The following is a 13966-nucleotide window of genomic DNA, read 5'->3' on the forward strand; positions in this document are numbered from 1 at the left end:
TGGCCCCGTTCATCGGGTAACGTCCGTGGACCGAGGCGGACGCGAGGGACGAGGGGCAGGGCGAGATGGCAGGCCGAGCAGGCGAGGGCCCCCCGTACCCGGCAACCCTCGGCGAGGAGTGGGCCCTGCGGCTCCTCGACCATCTGCGTCCCGGCGCCCGCGACCCGCGCCGGGTGCTCGCCTGGCTCGCCGACGCGGTGCAGGGCACCGTCTGCCTCCAGGACGCCGACGGCAGGCTGCTCGCCGGGACCGCGATCCCCCTCGACTCCGGACTCGTCGCCGACGTGGTCGCCGGACGGATCTCCGCCGCGGCGGTCCAGGACGGCGACCGCCACCTGCGGCTCGTCGCCGTCCGCGCCCGCGTCCCGCGTCCCGCGGCCGCCGGACTGCTCGCCGTGGCCCGCGCGACCCCCTTCGACCGGCGCTCCGCCGAGATCGTCACCCACACCGCCGGAGTCGTCGAACTCCTGCTGCGCGAGCGGGAGCTGACGGCCGCCGGGCACCGGCTCACGCGGGCCGCCGCCGACCTGCGCCTCGCCATCCTGCAGCTCCTGATGGTGGAGGACACGGTCTCCGCCCGGCGGGTGGCCGCCGGCCTGTGGCCCGGCCTGCTCGACACCGACAGCGCCTGCGTGTACATCGTCGAGGGAGACCCGGCGGAACGCGACGGCCTGGCCGAGGACTGCCTCGACATGACCCGTGGCCAGGCCCTCGTCGTGCGCTGCCCCGCCATGGACGGCCACGTCATCGTCCTCAGCCCCGCACCCGCGACCGCGGAGCGGCTGCGCTCCCTGGTCGACGGCCGCCCCGGCACCTTCCTGGGCGGCAGCGTCCGGCAGAACCTGGCCCAGACGGCCACCGCCTACGGCCAGGCCGTCAGCGCCCTCGCCGTCGCCCACTTCCGCCCCGACCAGGCCGCCGTCTACGCCGAACGCACCCACCCGGAACGGCTGATGGACCCCACCGCGCTGCACGCCTGGGCCACCGCGGTGCTGCGGCCGCTCGACACCCTGCCCCACCACACCCGCGCGGAGCTCCTCGCCACCACCCGCCTCGGCCTGGAGTTCACCGCCGTCAGCGCGGCCAAGGTCCTCGGCGTCAGCCGCAACACCGTGCGCGCCCGCATGGACCGGGTCGAGGCGCTGCTCGGCGCCGACTTCTCCGACCTCACCGTGCGCGCCGCCGCCCATCTGGCCCTGAACACCCATGCGGCGCTGACGGAGGATCTCACCGCCACGGTGCCCGAGCCGTCCGGAGTCCGCCTGGACGGCCTGCTGACGAGTCCGGCGCTGCGGGCCTGGGCGCAGGACCTCCTGGACCGGCTGGTCCGGGACGGCCGCGACCTGCGCGGCACCCTGCGTGCCTGGATCGCCGCCGGCGGGAACGCCGAACGCGCCGCCCAGGACCTGGGCGTCCACGCCCAGACCGTCCGCGAACACGTCCGCACCGCCGAACCCGTCCTGGAACGCCAGCTGCTGGCCGCCGGCACCGACCTGTACGAGGTCGTCCTGGCCCATCTCGCCCTCGGGGACCTCACCGCACCCGTCCTGCTCCCGGCGAATCAGGGCCAACCGGACTCACCTGTGCACGGGTGAGTCCTCGGCGTCCCCGAACGGGCACCGGCGCGATACCCAACGGCCGGATCCGGACGTAGGTTCACATTGCGCGGGGGCACGACCGGAACGGGGGACCGGTCGCCGCCCCCGCGATCCCCGGCCGCCCCGTCGCGACCCCCGGTTCACACCTCCAGGCGTACCGGGATCTCCTGCCAGCCGAACGCGATGAACGACGGCACCTGCCGCAGCTCGTCCTCCCCGACCGCGAGCCGCAGCCCCGGGAACCGCTCGAACAGCGCGGGCAGCGCGGCGAGCGCCTCCGCCCGGGCGAGCGGCGCCCCGATGCAGCGGTGCACCCCGATCCCGAACGCCAGATGGTCGTCGGCACCCCGCGCGGCGTCGAAGGCGGCCGCGTCCGGCCCGTAGTGCGCCGGGTCCACGCCCGCCGCCGCGAACGTCGTGATGATCGCGTCCCCGGCCGGAATGGTGACGTCCCCGACCTTCAGATCGCTCACCGCGAACCGCAGCGGCAGCGAGGCGATCGACGGATGCACCCGCAGTGTCTCGTCGATCACCGCGTCCCAGCCGACCGTCCCGGACCGCACCGCCGCCAGCTGCGCCGGATCCGTCAGCAGCGCCACCGCGGCGTTGCCGATCAGGTTGACCGTGGTCTCGAAACCGGCGCCGATCACCAGCAGCAGCGTGTAGAGCAGTTCCTCGTCGCTGAGCCGGTCGCCGTCCTCGTCACGTACCCGGATGAGTTCCGTGGTCATGTCGTCGCCCGGGTTCTCCACCTTGTGCGCGATCAGCCCGCCGAGGACCGTGCCGATGCGCTCCTGCACGAACGCGGCGTGCTCGGGGGTCGGGTCGGAGGTGTCCATGATGGCCGCGATCAGCGCGCCGGTGTCGTCCCGCATCCCGTCGGGCACCCCGAACAGTTCGCAGATCATCCGCATGGGCAGCGGCTGCGCCAGTCCGGCCCGCAGGTCCACCACCGAGCCGTCGGCCCCCGCGGCCGCCAGCCCGTCGAGCAGTTCCGCGGCGATCGCCGCGACCCGCGGCCGCATCGCCTCGGTCCGCCGGTGCGTGAAGCTCGGCGCCACCAGCTTGCGCAGCCGGGTGTGGTCGGGCCCGTACGCGGAGAGCATGTTGAACACCCCGATCCAGCTCACCACCCAGCCCCAGGAGGGGTGTTCGCCGATCTCGGGCCAGAGCCGCCAGTGCTTGCGCGGGTCCTTGCTGACCTGGGGGTCCAGGATGAGGTCCTTGAGCACGTCGTAGCCGGTGGGTGCCCAGGCGGGAATGCCGCCGGGCAGTTCGACGGGCACGACGGGGCCGAGGGCGCGTAACCGTGCGCTCTCCGCCGGGATGTCGGAGCCGAACGGGTCGAGAGCGATGCGGTCGGTGACGGTCACGACGTCTCTCCAGGCAGGTCGGGGGAGCGGGGGCTGAACCGGACGGGCAGCGAGGTCAGCGAACGGTGGAAGGGGCCGGGCCGCCAGCTGAGCCGGTCGCGGGGCACGACCGGGTCGAGGTCGGGCAGCCACAGGGTGAGCTGCTCGATCGCCTCGGTCGCGATGAGCAGCGCGTGGTGCCGGACCGGGCAGGCGTGCGGACCGGCCCCCCAGGACAGGTGCGAGGCGTCCGCGGCACGCCGGCCGCCGGTGTCCTCGCGCTCGGCGAACAGCCCCACGGCGCCGAAGGAGACCACCACCGGGATCGCGGGCCGGACCCACGCCCCGTGGAAGGAGACCGGCCGACGCGCGTAGTAGATGCCGTAGTTGGCCAGCGGGGTCTCGTGGTGCAGCACCTCGACCACCGCGTCCATGACCGGGCGGGCGCCGCTGGTGAGCGTGGAGTAGTAGAGCGGGTTGCCGAGGATCCGGGAGAGCGCGTTGGAGACCAGGTTCGTGGTCGGCTCGTAGCCGGCGCCCAGGGTGAGGAACACCTGCCAGGTGACCTCCTCCGGGGTCAGCTGCGCGGGATGGTCCAGGAGCATGCTGGGCAGGTCCTCGCCGCGCTCCTCGACCTTGGCGGCGATCAGCCGCAGCACGTACTCGACGAAGTCCGCCTCGCCCTCGGCCGCCTGCGCGCCGCCCTCCATCATCTTCAGGAGGCCCTCGTTGAGCCGGTCGCCCTGGCTGTCCGGCAGCCCGAACAGGTTGTTGAACACCAGGGCCATGAGCGGCCGGGTGAAGTCGGTGACGAGGTCCGCCTCGCCCTGGGGCCCGAAGCGGCCGACCAGCAGCCGTACCGCCCGGTGCACCAGCTGGCGCAGGTCGTGCGGCTCGATCAGGTCGAACACGTCGATGAGGGTGGTCCGGTAGCGGATGTGCGCGTCGGCGTCGGAGAACAGGGCGTTGGGCCGCCAGCGCATCATGCCGAGCAGCGGGGAGTCCTCGGGGACGGTCGCCTCCCAGCCCCGCGGGTCGTGCGAGAAGGTCTCGACGTCCCGCAGCACGTCGAGGGCGGCGCGCCGCTCCGTGACCACGTACGCGGGCGTGCCCGGCGCGAGTTCCGCCCAGCCCACCGGACCTTGGGCGCGCAGCGCCGCGTAGTAGCCCTGCGGGTTGCGTGCGAAGCCGTCCTCCCACAGCCGTACCGGGCCGGAGACGGTGAAGGACTGCTGGGCGGTCATCGGGCCTCCGCCGGCCGGTCGTCGATCAGATGCTGGACGAGGGCGAGCAGCGCGTCCACCGAGGAGTGCGCGTCCCGGGCGTCACAGGTCACCATCGGGGTGCCGGGCTCCAGATCCAGGGCGGCGCGCAGCTGGTCGCCCGTGTAGTGGCTCGGCGCGTCGGGAAAGGCGTTGAAGGCGACCGCGTACGGCAGCCCCGCCTCCTCCACCAGGCCCAGCACGTCGAAGGAGGCGTCGATCCGGCGGCTGTCGACCAGGACCAGGGCACCGAGCGCCCCGTAGGAGATGTCGTCCCACAGCGTCCGGAACCGGTCCTGCCCGGGCGTCCCGAACAGGTACAGCACGATCCCGCCGGACAGGCTGATCCGCCCGAAGTCGATGGCGACGGTCGTCGTCTCCTTCTCCCGCACCCCGTCGAGGTCGTCGACATGGACGGAGGCCTCGGTGAGATGCTCCTCGGTGTGCAGCGGGCGGATCTCCGACACCGAGTCGATCAGGGTCGTCTTGCCCACCCCGAACGGCCCGGTGACCAGGATCTTCACCAGGTCGCGGGCGCCGTCGGGGAGATGGGTGCCGCCCGCGCGGGGCAGCTCACTGGTGCTTGAGGGCGCGGAGGCCATCGGCCACTCTCTTCAGCAGGTCGGGGTCGAACCGTTCGGCGGGCGGGATCGGCGCGCGGGCCTGGACCAGGTCCCGGTCGACGAGGTCGGCGGCCAGCACCCGCGCGGCGGAGAACGGCAGCCGCAGCAGCGCCGCCGCCTCCACCACCGTCAGCGCGCCGCCGGACAGCAGCTCCAGCAGGGCCAGTTCGGCGGCGGGCAGACCGGCGGGCAGGGGGGTCCCGTCACGGGTGAGGACCGTCAGCCGTTCCAGGTGCGGACGGCTGGGCCGGGCCACACCGCCGGTCGACAGGTACGCGGGGACCAGGGGACGGCCGCCACGGCGGCCGGTCATGCCGGTGCGCCGCCGTCGGAGCCTCTGGGCGCGGCCGCCATCGCCTTCTCACCCAACCGGGCCACCTGCGAGTGCACCCGGTGCGCCAGCAGGTCGAGCCGCACCTCCGGGTCCCCGTAGGCGGCCACACAGGTGCCGTGGTCGGTGGGCACGATCAGCACGTACCCGTGGTCCGACTCGATGACCACCTGCCGCACCTCGGCCCGGTCCCGGTCCGCGAACGCGGCCGCCGCGGCCCGGCAGGCGCCCTGCACGGTACTGGTGATCGCGGCCACCCGCTCGGCGCTCGCCTGGGACAGGCCGTCGGTGTAGCCGGTCGCCAGGCCGTCCCGGGTGAGCAGGACGGCGGCCAGTACATGCGGTACCTGCAGGACGGGGTCCAGCACCCATGCCGTCTCGCCCGCATCGCGGCTGCTCATCTGGCCGCTCCTCCTTCGTCGTCGGTCCGGTGGGGATCGGGCGTGCTCGCCCGCTTGGGGGCCCGCGCCGCCGCGGTGCCGTACTGCAGGGCCGCGAGCGCCGCGGCCGCCTCCTCGGGGCGGCGCGCGGCCGGCTGCGGTTCGGGCGCGCCGGGGGCGGCGGCACGGTGCCGACGGCGCCGCTGCGGCAGACCGCCCAGGTCACCCGGCTCCTCGTGGCCGGGTGCGGGGGCGCGTTCGTGCTCGGCAGCCGACCCGGCCGGTGCCGGTGTGGCGGGCATCGGGGACTCGGCCGGCGCGATCTCGGGCACGGCCGTTTCCGGCACGGCGGCCGCCTCGTGTACGGCCGCCTCGTGTACGGCGGTCTGAGGCAAGGGCGTCTCACGCACCGCCGTCTCGCGCACCGCCGTCTCACGCCCGGCCCGCTCACGCACCGCCTCCCTGCGCGCCGCGCGCTCCCGGGTCGAGCGGGGCGCGCTGACCGACGGCGGCCGTTCGCCCGGGTCGATGCGGCCGAGCAGGTGGGTGTCCACCCGCAGCACCGCGCGCACCCCGCCGTAGGGCGAGGGGGACGAGACGTCGACGTTCAGGTCGAACTGGCGGGTGAGCTGGCCGATCGCGGCCAGGCCCATGCGCGGCGGGTCGCCCAGGTCGGTCAGCAGGATCGGGTCGCTGCCCGCCACCAGCCGCTGGGCGCGGGCCCGTTCGTCCTGCGTCATGCCGAGACCCGCGTCGTCGACGGTGACGCACACCCCGTGGTGGACGTGCTCCAGATTGACCACGACGTCGGTGTCCGGCGCCGAGTGGCGCAGCGCGTTGTCGAGGAGCTCGGCGACGATGATGGCGACCGGCTCGACCGCGTGGGACACCAGGGCGGTGCCCGGCTCCAGATGGTTGTTGACCTCGACCCGGTGGTAGCCCGAGAGCCGGGCCTGGCCGCCGGTGACGGCGTCCACCACGTGGGACTCCTCGCGGGCCAGTCCCACCCAGGCCCCGCACACCACGGCCGCGACCTGCGCCCGCCGCAGCGACTGCTCGTTCTCGTGGTCCAGCGCGAACAGCGTCTGCGCCAACTCGGGATCGTCGTAGCGTTGTTGGAGCCCCCGCAGGGCGTCCTGCAGGCGGTACAGGGCGGCCTGGATCTCCCGGGTGGCGCCCCGGAGGCCGGCCTGCGCGGCCGCGTCGATCCGGTTGCGCTGCGCGGTCAGCTCCTCGCGCAGCGCGGTGAGCACGTACTCCAGCGCGATCCCGGTGGGGGTCCCGGGCGTGTGCTGCCGGGCCGGGCCCGGCACCCGCAGGTGCGGATGTGCGAGCTGGGCCGCGGCCGCGGGCATCCGGCGGGCCGCGAGATGCTCGACCTCGGTGATGAACGCGCCCTCGGCGCCCTCCAGTTGGGCGCGCAACTCCGTCACCTCGGCCCGCAGCGCCGCCTTCTGGCGCCGGGACCTGACCAGGCTGCCGCCGAGGGCGAGCGCGGAGAGCGTTCCGGCGGCGAGACCGCCGGCCACCAGTTCCGGTAATTCGATCATGGAATCGGTTTCCAGGGGAAGTAGGGCAGCAGACGGCAGGGAGAGCCCGGGGCCCTCCCATGTGGCGCTCGCAGCACAGTACACACCGTCATTGACCGGCCCCGCACGGTGAATCGTTACATCACTTCGAATCCGCCCGGCGACTGTTCGCTTCTGTGTCAAGTGTCGGAAATGCCAGGCGGGGGCGGTGAGTTGGGTTTGTGCGCGGGCCGGTCGTCACCGCGTGGCGGAGGCCGGCACCGGCAGGTTGAAGACGTGGTCCGGGGAGACGACCCGGGTGATCGCCTGTCCGAACAGGGTGCTGGGCTCGATGTCGCCCTTGTAGCTGATGTCGGTGTTGAGGAGCACCACCACGGTCGTCCGGGTCGACGGCAGGTAGACGGTCAGGGACTCGTAGCCCGGCAGCGAGCCGTTGTGCCCGATCCAGCCCTGCACGTCGAAGATGCCGAGGCCGTACCCGGCGCCCTGGATGCCGGTCGAGGGGGTGGTCAGCCGCTGCTTCTGGACGACGGGTCCGACCATCGTGGCGCCGTCGGGGAAGACGCCGGTGGCCACGGTGCGCGCCCAGGTGCGCAGGTCGTCCAGGTTCGAGATCATCGCGCCGGCGGCCCAGCCCCAGGACGGGTTCCAGCCGGCGGTCTCCTGGACCTTCCCGGTCGCCGTCTGGTTCGTGTAGCCCTGTGCGTGCGGGGCGGGGAACTCGTTCCCGGTCGGGAACAGGGTGTGGCTCATGCCCGCCGGCTTCAGGACGTGCTGTTCGAGGTAGTCGCCGAGCGGCTGTCCGCTCTCCTTCTCGACGAGCAGGCCGAGCAGGATCAGGTTGGTGTTGGAGTAGGAGAACTTCTCCCCGGGCTGGAACATCACCGGATGCCGGAAGGAGTAGGCGAGCAGCTGCTGCGGGGTGAAGGCGCGCTGCGGATCCGACGTCAGCGCCTTGAAGAAGCCCGCGTCCTCGGAGTAGTTGAACAGCCCGCTGCGCATTCCGGCCAGGTCCCGGAGCGTGATCCGGTCGCCGCCCGGCACACCGTCGACGTACTTGCCGATGGGGTCGTCCAGGCCCACCCTGCCCTCGTCGACCAGCTGGAGCAGCGCGGTCACGGTGAACGTCTTGGTCTCGCTGCCGATCCGCATGTACAGGTCGGGTGACATCTTCTGCCCGGTGGCCTTGTTCGCGACCCCGAAGGAGCGAACGTAGTCGCTCTGGCCGGGCGTCCAGACGCCGACGGTCACGCCGGGCACGTCCGCCTCGCGCATGACGTGCTGAACGACCGCGTCGAGCTGGCGGGCCACCGCCGGGGTCATGTCACGGACGTCCGGACTGCCGGACGGCGACGGGGTGGGCGAGCGCTCGGCGAACGCGGCCGGTGCGGCGGCGAGTGCTCCGGCGGGTGCTCCGGCGAGGGGCACGGTGAGCGCCCCCAGTACGACGGCGATCGCGGCCGTCCGGCGCAGCATGGCGGACGTGTACGGCATGGGCTGACTCCAAGCACGTGAGAGCGAACGTGCGGTGGGGTCGGACGTCAGAACCCTGACTTCACAGAATACGAGCGAGGGCCCGACGCCGCCTGCCGACCACGGGCCGCCGGAATGCTTGTAGGACGGGCGGCCGGGCCCGATCGGGGGGGGTGCGCTCACCCGACCCGGTGAGCGCGCCGTACGGCGCGTACCACCAGCGCGTCCCGGGCGTTGCCCCGGCATGGACGGAACCCCTCGCACGCCCTGGCGCACGGTCGAGGAGCCGCGCGCCCTCCGCTCCCGTGAGCCGATCTACGCCCAACTCGTCAGGGAATGGCGGGAGCAGGGCCGTACGGTGCCGGCCGAACCGGAGAGCCGCTGGGCCGCCGTCCTCATCCTGCTGCCCCGCCGCTGACCGCTGCCCGCACCGCTCGACGGCCGCCCGCACCGCTCGACCGGTGCCCGCACTGCTCGACCGCCGCCCTCACTGCTCGTCGCACACCGGCCGCAGCACCGCCAGCGTGCCGTTGGCCTCCCGCAGCGCCAGTTCCAGCGTGACCGGCGAGTGCAGGGCGCCGCTGCCGTCGGGCGGCACCAGCCACTCCAGGAAACGCGCGGGCCGGTAGGGCGGCGGCACGGACACCCACGCGCCCTTGCTCGTGTACCGCAGTCCGGACCCGATCCAGCCGCCGTCGGGGTCGGGGGGCAGGAAGAACCCGACCCGGCCCGCCGCGGTGTCCACCAGGGTCGGCCCGGGCACCGGCAGGGACGGCCGCCACAGCAGGTCCAGCGTGAGCAGACCGAGCCGGTCGGGCACGCTCAGCACATCCCAGAAGCGGCCCGCCTCCAGCAGTGAGACGCCTTCACCGTGGTCCCACTCCCACTTGCACGCCCGGGGGTCCGCCGAGGCCGCCGCGAGCCATTCCACACCCTGCATCCACATCGTGTTCGTCATGCACTGCTCCGGGAGATATCCGCTCACCTGTTTCGGGTGCAGGGAACGACCGACACCGGGCAGTCGGCGCGTCCGCACGCCAACCCGGCATATGCATGCTGGTAGATATTTCTAACTGGCGGAAGGGGTGGCGAACCATGGCGTTTGAGGGCGGATGTTCGAACACTGCGCATTGGTGCGGATGTTGCGCAGAACGGAAGATCTTCCGTTGTTGACGATCTCACTCGATTCCACTGTCTCGGCAATCGATTCAAGTGTCACGCCTTGATGTGGGAGCTGTATCGGTCGTACGCTCCCGTCGTTCCGTCGCCGCCGCATCCGACCAGGGGTACTCCATGGACCGCACCCGACTGCACGCCCTCCTGGTCCGCGAGAGCGCCGAGGCCGAACGGCGGAACCCCCGCTCCCGGGCGGCATATGCTGACGCCGGCCATCTCTTCGGCCGCGTCCCCATGACGTGGATGAACAAGACCGCCGGAGCCTTCCCCCGGTACCTGGCGACCGCCCGCGGCGCCCGGGTCACCGACGTCGACGGGCACACGTACATCGACTTCTGCCTCGGCGACACCGGCGCGATGGCCGGTCACTCCCCGGCCCCCGTGACGGAGGCGGTGCAGCGCCGGTTCGCCGAGCTGGGCGGGGCCACCGCGATGCTGCCGACGGAGGACGCGGAATGGGTCGGCGCCGAGCTGACCCGCCGCTTCGGGCTCGCCCGCTGGAGCTTCTCGCTCACCGCGACGGACGCCAACCGGTGGGCGATCCGGCTCGCCCGCGCCGTCACCGGACGCCCGAAGATCCTGGTGAACAGCTACAGCTACCACGGCAGCGTCGACGAGTCCCTCATCGTCGTGGGCCCCGACGGCAAGGGCGCGCCCCGCCCCGGGAACGTCGGCGCGCCCTGCGACGTCACCCTGACCAGCCGGGTCGCCGAGTTCAACGACCTGGAGCAGCTGGAGCGCGAACTCGCCCACGGCGACGTGGCCGCCGTCCTCATGGAACCCGCCCTCACCAACATCGGCATCGTCCTGCCCGAGCCCGGCTACCTGGACGGCGTGCGTGCCCTCACCCGGCAGTACGGCACGCTGCTCGTCAACGACGAGACGCACACCTTCTCCGCCGGGCCCGGCGGCTGCACCGCCGCCTGGAACCTGGAACCCGACCTGCTGACCATCGGCAAGGCCATCGGCGGCGGCATCCCGGCCGGCGCCTACGGCCTCTCCGCCGACCTCGCCGAGCGGCTCCTCGCCCGCGCCGACCTGGACCTGGTGGACATGGGCGGGGTCGGCGGCACCCTCGCCGGCAACGCGCTCTCGGTGGCGGCGACCCGGGCCACCCTGGAGCACGTGCTCACCGACGAGGCGTTCGACCACATGGACCGGCTCTCCGCACGCTTCGAGACCGGCGTCCGGTCCGCCGTCGAGGCGCACGGCCTGCCCTGGTCGGTCAGCCGCCTCGGCGCCCGCACCGAGTACCGCTTCGCCGCCCCGGCCCCGCGCACCGGCACCGCGTCCGAGGCCGCCGCCGACCCCGAGCTGGAGGACTTCCTGCACCTCTACCTCGCCAACCGGGGCATCCTCCTCACCCCGTTCCACAACATGGCCCTGATGTGCCCCGACACCACCGAGCAGGACGTCGACACCCACACCGCGGTGTTCGGCGCCGCACTGCTCGAACTGGCCGGCTGAGGCGACGGCGGGGGAGGGGACGTGGTGCACATGGACGACATCGACCGGGCCATCCTGCGCGAGCTCCAGGCCGACGGCCGTATCGCCTACGCCGACCTGGGCCCGAAGGTCGGCCTCTCCGCCTCGGCGGCCCGGCAGCGGCTGCAGCGACTGCTGGACTCCCGGGCCGTACAGGTCGTCGGCGTCACCGACCCGATGGCCATGGGCGGGCAGGCGATGGCCCTGCTCGGCATCGGCGTGGACGGCGACCCCCGTGCCGTGGCCGACGCGCTCGCCGGACACCCCGAGGTGGTGTACTCCGTGTTCACCTCCGGCGGCTTCGACCTGTTCGCCGAGGTCGTCACGCCCGGCCCGAAGGACCTCCTCGACTTCGTCAACGACGTGGTCCGGCCGATCGAGGGCGTACGCGAGGTCCGGCCCTTCCCGTACTTCGGCATCCACACCCACCGGTTCCTGTGGGACGTGGGCTGAGAGCCCGGCGGTGCGGCGGGGCCGGACCTCAGTCGATGGCCGGCGTCAGGACGAGCATGGTGGCGTCGTCCCGCACCTCGTAGTGCCCGGCCAGGTCCGCCCACACCTGTTCGGTGAGCGCGACCGCGTCCACGCCCGCGAACCCGGCGAGCCGCTCCGGGAGCGGATAGAGGCCGCCGGCCCCGTCACGTGCCTCCCAGACCCCGTCCGAGGCGAGGAACAGCCGGTCGCGGCGGTCCAGCTCCACGGTGATCTCCTTCGCCGGGTCCACTCCCACCAGCCCCAGCCCGAGCGGGGCCCCCGGTGCGACGGCCACCTCCTGGGCCCGCCCGTCCCGCAGCAGCACCGGCGCCGGATGACCGCAGGCCACGATCCGCACCGACCGCAGATCGGCGGAGAACTCCAGCAGCAGGGCCGTCGCGAACAGCTCGGCGTGCGGGACGTCGGCCGAGTCCACCGCCAGCCTCCGGTCCATCCGCGTCGCCACCGACTCCAGGTCCGGAAGGTCGAGCACCGCCTCCCGGAACGCGCCGAGCAGCGACACCACCGTGGCGACGGCGGCCAGCCCGTGCCCCCGTACGTCCCCCATCACCGCCCGGACCCCGTACGGGCCGTCGCGCACGTCGAAGAAGTCCCCGCCGACCAGCGTGCCGTGCTGTGCCGCCCGGTACAGCCCCACGCACCCCACCGCGCCGACCCGCTCCGGCAGCGGCGGCAGCACCGCCCGCTGCACCGCCTCGCCCACCGCCCGCTCGGTGAGGAGCTGGGCGTCCCGGTGACTGCGCACGTAGGACACGAACACGCTCAGTAGCGCCACGAAGGTGACCGTGAGGAGGTCGGTGTCGCCGGGGTGGTTCAGATGGGTGGCGGGCACGTTGAGCAGGAGCACCACCAGGCAGCTCAGCACGGCCGTCGCCAGCGGGCCGTAGGAGAGCACGGCCAGCGGCGGGATGGCCCCGAGGAGGAAACCGAAGTCGTGTCCGTCGGGGCTGATCAGCGTGGCCGCCGTCACCACCGCGAGCAGGGCGACGGGCAGCACCCGCACCCAGCGTGGCGGCGGCGCACCCTGCAACCAGCCACGACCGTCCCGGTGGCCGCGCGACGACCAGCCGCGCACCGAAGTCACATCCCTAAGCTACGCCCGTGACCGGTCACGGGACCCGCTCTGATCTTGAAAAGCCGCCTGCGGAAAACCCGTGGACGCGTCCGGGCCGGTCCCCTAACGTATGAGCGCACGCCCGAGACCGGACGGAAGGAGGCGAGTGCGATGTACATCACACCCATTCCGCGCTCCCTCCCCGTTTCCCGGACGTGACAGGTCAGAGCTGACCCGGGAGCGCTCTCGTAGCACCTATCCCGGAGGAATCCGTGACCGATCCGGTCATCCGCACGCTCGACGACAGCACCGCCCACCTCTTCGACACCCTGCCCGACCCGCTGCGCCTGCGGGAGAAGCATCAGCGCACCCTGTTCCGCCCCGACTGGCAGCGCGTCGCCCTTCGCGACGGGCGCGTGGTCGCCCGGGCCGCCTGGTGGGGTGCCCCCGACGCCACCGAGCCGCTCCTGATCAACTGGTTCGACGTGGCCGAGGGCGAGGAGGAGGCCGGCGCGGAGCTGCTGCGCGGCGCGCCCTGGCAGGTCGAGGAACTGGAACTCGACCTGCCCACGGGCTGGCACGACGACCCCGCCCTGCGCACCGCCGCCGAGACCCGCTTCACCGCCGCCCGCAAGGCGGGCTTCGAACTCCTTGTCGAGCGTTACAACTACCGCTGGACACCCGAGTGCGGCCTGCCCGAACGGCCGGGCCGCCTCGTCTTCACCCCGGAACCCGACGACCGGGTGTTCTTCGACGCCCTGCGCCGCATCCACTCCGTCACCCTGGACGCCCACTCCCGGCGCGCCATCGAGCAGGGCGGAGTGGACCAGGCGGCCCAGGAGGAGATGGACTTCTTCCACTGGATGCCCTCGCCCCGCGAGTGGTGGCAGATCGCCCGCACCCCCGACGGCGACCCGGTCGGCATCCACATCCCGGGGCGCAATCCGGGCGGGCCCTGCGTCGGGTTCATCGGCGTCCTGCCCGAACGGCGCGGGCACGGGTACGCCTACGACCTGCTCGTGGAGTGCACGCACTTCCTCGTCGAGCACGGCGCCGAGTTCGTCGCCGCCGCCACCGACCAGGGCAACACCCCCATGGCCGCGCACTTCGCCCGGGCCGGATACCCCGTCGTCCGGGAGCGGGTGAGCTTCTGGGCGGCGGCCGCTGTCAGTGCCGGGTGACATGCTGACGGCAGGGTGACCGACAGC

14 protein-coding genes are annotated in these 13966 nt (G+C 73.1%); 5 read left to right on the plus strand and 9 right to left on the minus strand.

The window, feature by feature from the left end:
* Positions 1–65 precede the first annotated feature (65 nt).
* A complete protein-coding gene (locus ACFWPQ_RS44045) occupies positions 66–1595 on the plus strand; it encodes a helix-turn-helix domain-containing protein (RefSeq protein ID WP_384048458.1) in 1530 nt (509 codons plus the stop codon).
* A 143-nt stretch (positions 1596–1738) separates the two neighbouring features.
* Here the strand turns inward: ACFWPQ_RS44045 and ACFWPQ_RS44050 are convergent, their stop codons facing one another.
* From ACFWPQ_RS44050 to ACFWPQ_RS44080, 7 genes are all read right to left on the minus strand, one after another.
* Positions 1739–2971: a cytochrome P450 gene (locus ACFWPQ_RS44050; RefSeq protein WP_384048461.1), complete on the minus strand. Its 1233-nt coding sequence runs from the start codon at positions 2969–2971 to the stop codon at positions 1739–1741.
* Positions 2968–4194, minus strand: coding sequence for a cytochrome P450 (locus ACFWPQ_RS44055; RefSeq protein WP_384048464.1), 1227 nt, complete (start codon positions 4192–4194; stop codon positions 2968–2970). Before ACFWPQ_RS44055 ends, ACFWPQ_RS44050 begins: the two co-directional genes overlap by 4 nt.
* Positions 4191–4814, minus strand: a complete 624-nt coding sequence (locus ACFWPQ_RS44060; RefSeq protein WP_217548429.1) for an ATP/GTP-binding protein — start codon at positions 4812–4814, stop codon at positions 4191–4193. Before ACFWPQ_RS44060 ends, ACFWPQ_RS44055 begins: the two co-directional genes overlap by 4 nt.
* Complete coding sequence (locus ACFWPQ_RS44065) at positions 4786–5148, minus strand: DUF742 domain-containing protein (protein WP_361298425.1); 363 nt, start codon at positions 5146–5148, stop codon at positions 4786–4788. Before ACFWPQ_RS44065 ends, ACFWPQ_RS44060 begins: the two co-directional genes overlap by 29 nt.
* Positions 5145–5567, minus strand: a complete 423-nt coding sequence (locus ACFWPQ_RS44070) for a roadblock/LC7 domain-containing protein (RefSeq protein WP_217548432.1) — start codon at positions 5565–5567, stop codon at positions 5145–5147. The genes ACFWPQ_RS44065 and ACFWPQ_RS44070 overlap by 4 nt, the downstream gene beginning before the upstream one ends.
* Positions 5564–7096: an ATP-binding protein gene (locus ACFWPQ_RS44075; protein WP_384048467.1), complete on the minus strand. Its 1533-nt coding sequence runs from the start codon at positions 7094–7096 to the stop codon at positions 5564–5566. Before ACFWPQ_RS44075 ends, ACFWPQ_RS44070 begins: the two co-directional genes overlap by 4 nt.
* A gap of 216 nt (positions 7097–7312) precedes the next feature.
* Positions 7313–8569: a serine hydrolase domain-containing protein gene (locus ACFWPQ_RS44080; protein WP_384048470.1), complete on the minus strand. Its 1257-nt coding sequence runs from the start codon at positions 8567–8569 to the stop codon at positions 7313–7315.
* 223 nt (positions 8570–8792) lie between these two features.
* On the opposite strand from ACFWPQ_RS44080, the gene ACFWPQ_RS44085 reads away from it, so the two are divergent.
* A complete protein-coding gene (locus tag ACFWPQ_RS44085; RefSeq protein WP_384048473.1) occupies positions 8793–8966 on the plus strand; it encodes a hypothetical protein in 174 nt (57 codons plus the stop codon).
* Between the two features lie 69 nt (positions 8967–9035).
* Here ACFWPQ_RS44085 and ACFWPQ_RS44090 read toward each other — a convergent pair whose 3' ends face one another.
* Positions 9036–9506: a hypothetical protein gene (locus ACFWPQ_RS44090; protein ID WP_384048476.1), complete on the minus strand. Its 471-nt coding sequence runs from the start codon at positions 9504–9506 to the stop codon at positions 9036–9038.
* 335 nt (positions 9507–9841) lie between these two features.
* Here ACFWPQ_RS44090 and ACFWPQ_RS44095 point away from each other — a divergent pair, with 335 nt between their 5' ends.
* Together ACFWPQ_RS44095 and ACFWPQ_RS44100 are read left to right on the plus strand one after the other, a co-directional pair.
* Positions 9842–11191, plus strand: a complete 1350-nt coding sequence (locus tag ACFWPQ_RS44095; RefSeq protein ID WP_384048478.1) for a transaminase — start codon at positions 9842–9844, stop codon at positions 11189–11191.
* A gap of 30 nt (positions 11192–11221) precedes the next feature.
* Positions 11222–11662: an Lrp/AsnC family transcriptional regulator gene (locus tag ACFWPQ_RS44100; RefSeq protein WP_384048579.1), complete on the plus strand. Its 441-nt coding sequence runs from the start codon at positions 11222–11224 to the stop codon at positions 11660–11662.
* 28 nt (positions 11663–11690) lie between these two features.
* On the opposite strand, the gene ACFWPQ_RS44105 is transcribed toward ACFWPQ_RS44100, so the two are convergent.
* A complete protein-coding gene (locus tag ACFWPQ_RS44105; RefSeq protein WP_384048481.1) occupies positions 11691–12788 on the minus strand; it encodes a PP2C family protein-serine/threonine phosphatase in 1098 nt (365 codons plus the stop codon).
* A gap of 242 nt (positions 12789–13030) precedes the next feature.
* Here ACFWPQ_RS44105 and ACFWPQ_RS44110 point away from each other — a divergent pair, with 242 nt between their 5' ends.
* Positions 13031–13939: a GNAT family N-acetyltransferase gene (locus ACFWPQ_RS44110; protein WP_384048484.1), complete on the plus strand. Its 909-nt coding sequence runs from the start codon at positions 13031–13033 to the stop codon at positions 13937–13939.
* Positions 13940–13966 lie beyond the last annotated feature (27 nt).

It is taken from the genome of Streptomyces sp. NPDC058464 (assembly GCF_042721035.1).
Classification (GTDB): domain Bacteria; phylum Actinomycetota; class Actinomycetes; order Streptomycetales; family Streptomycetaceae; genus Streptomyces.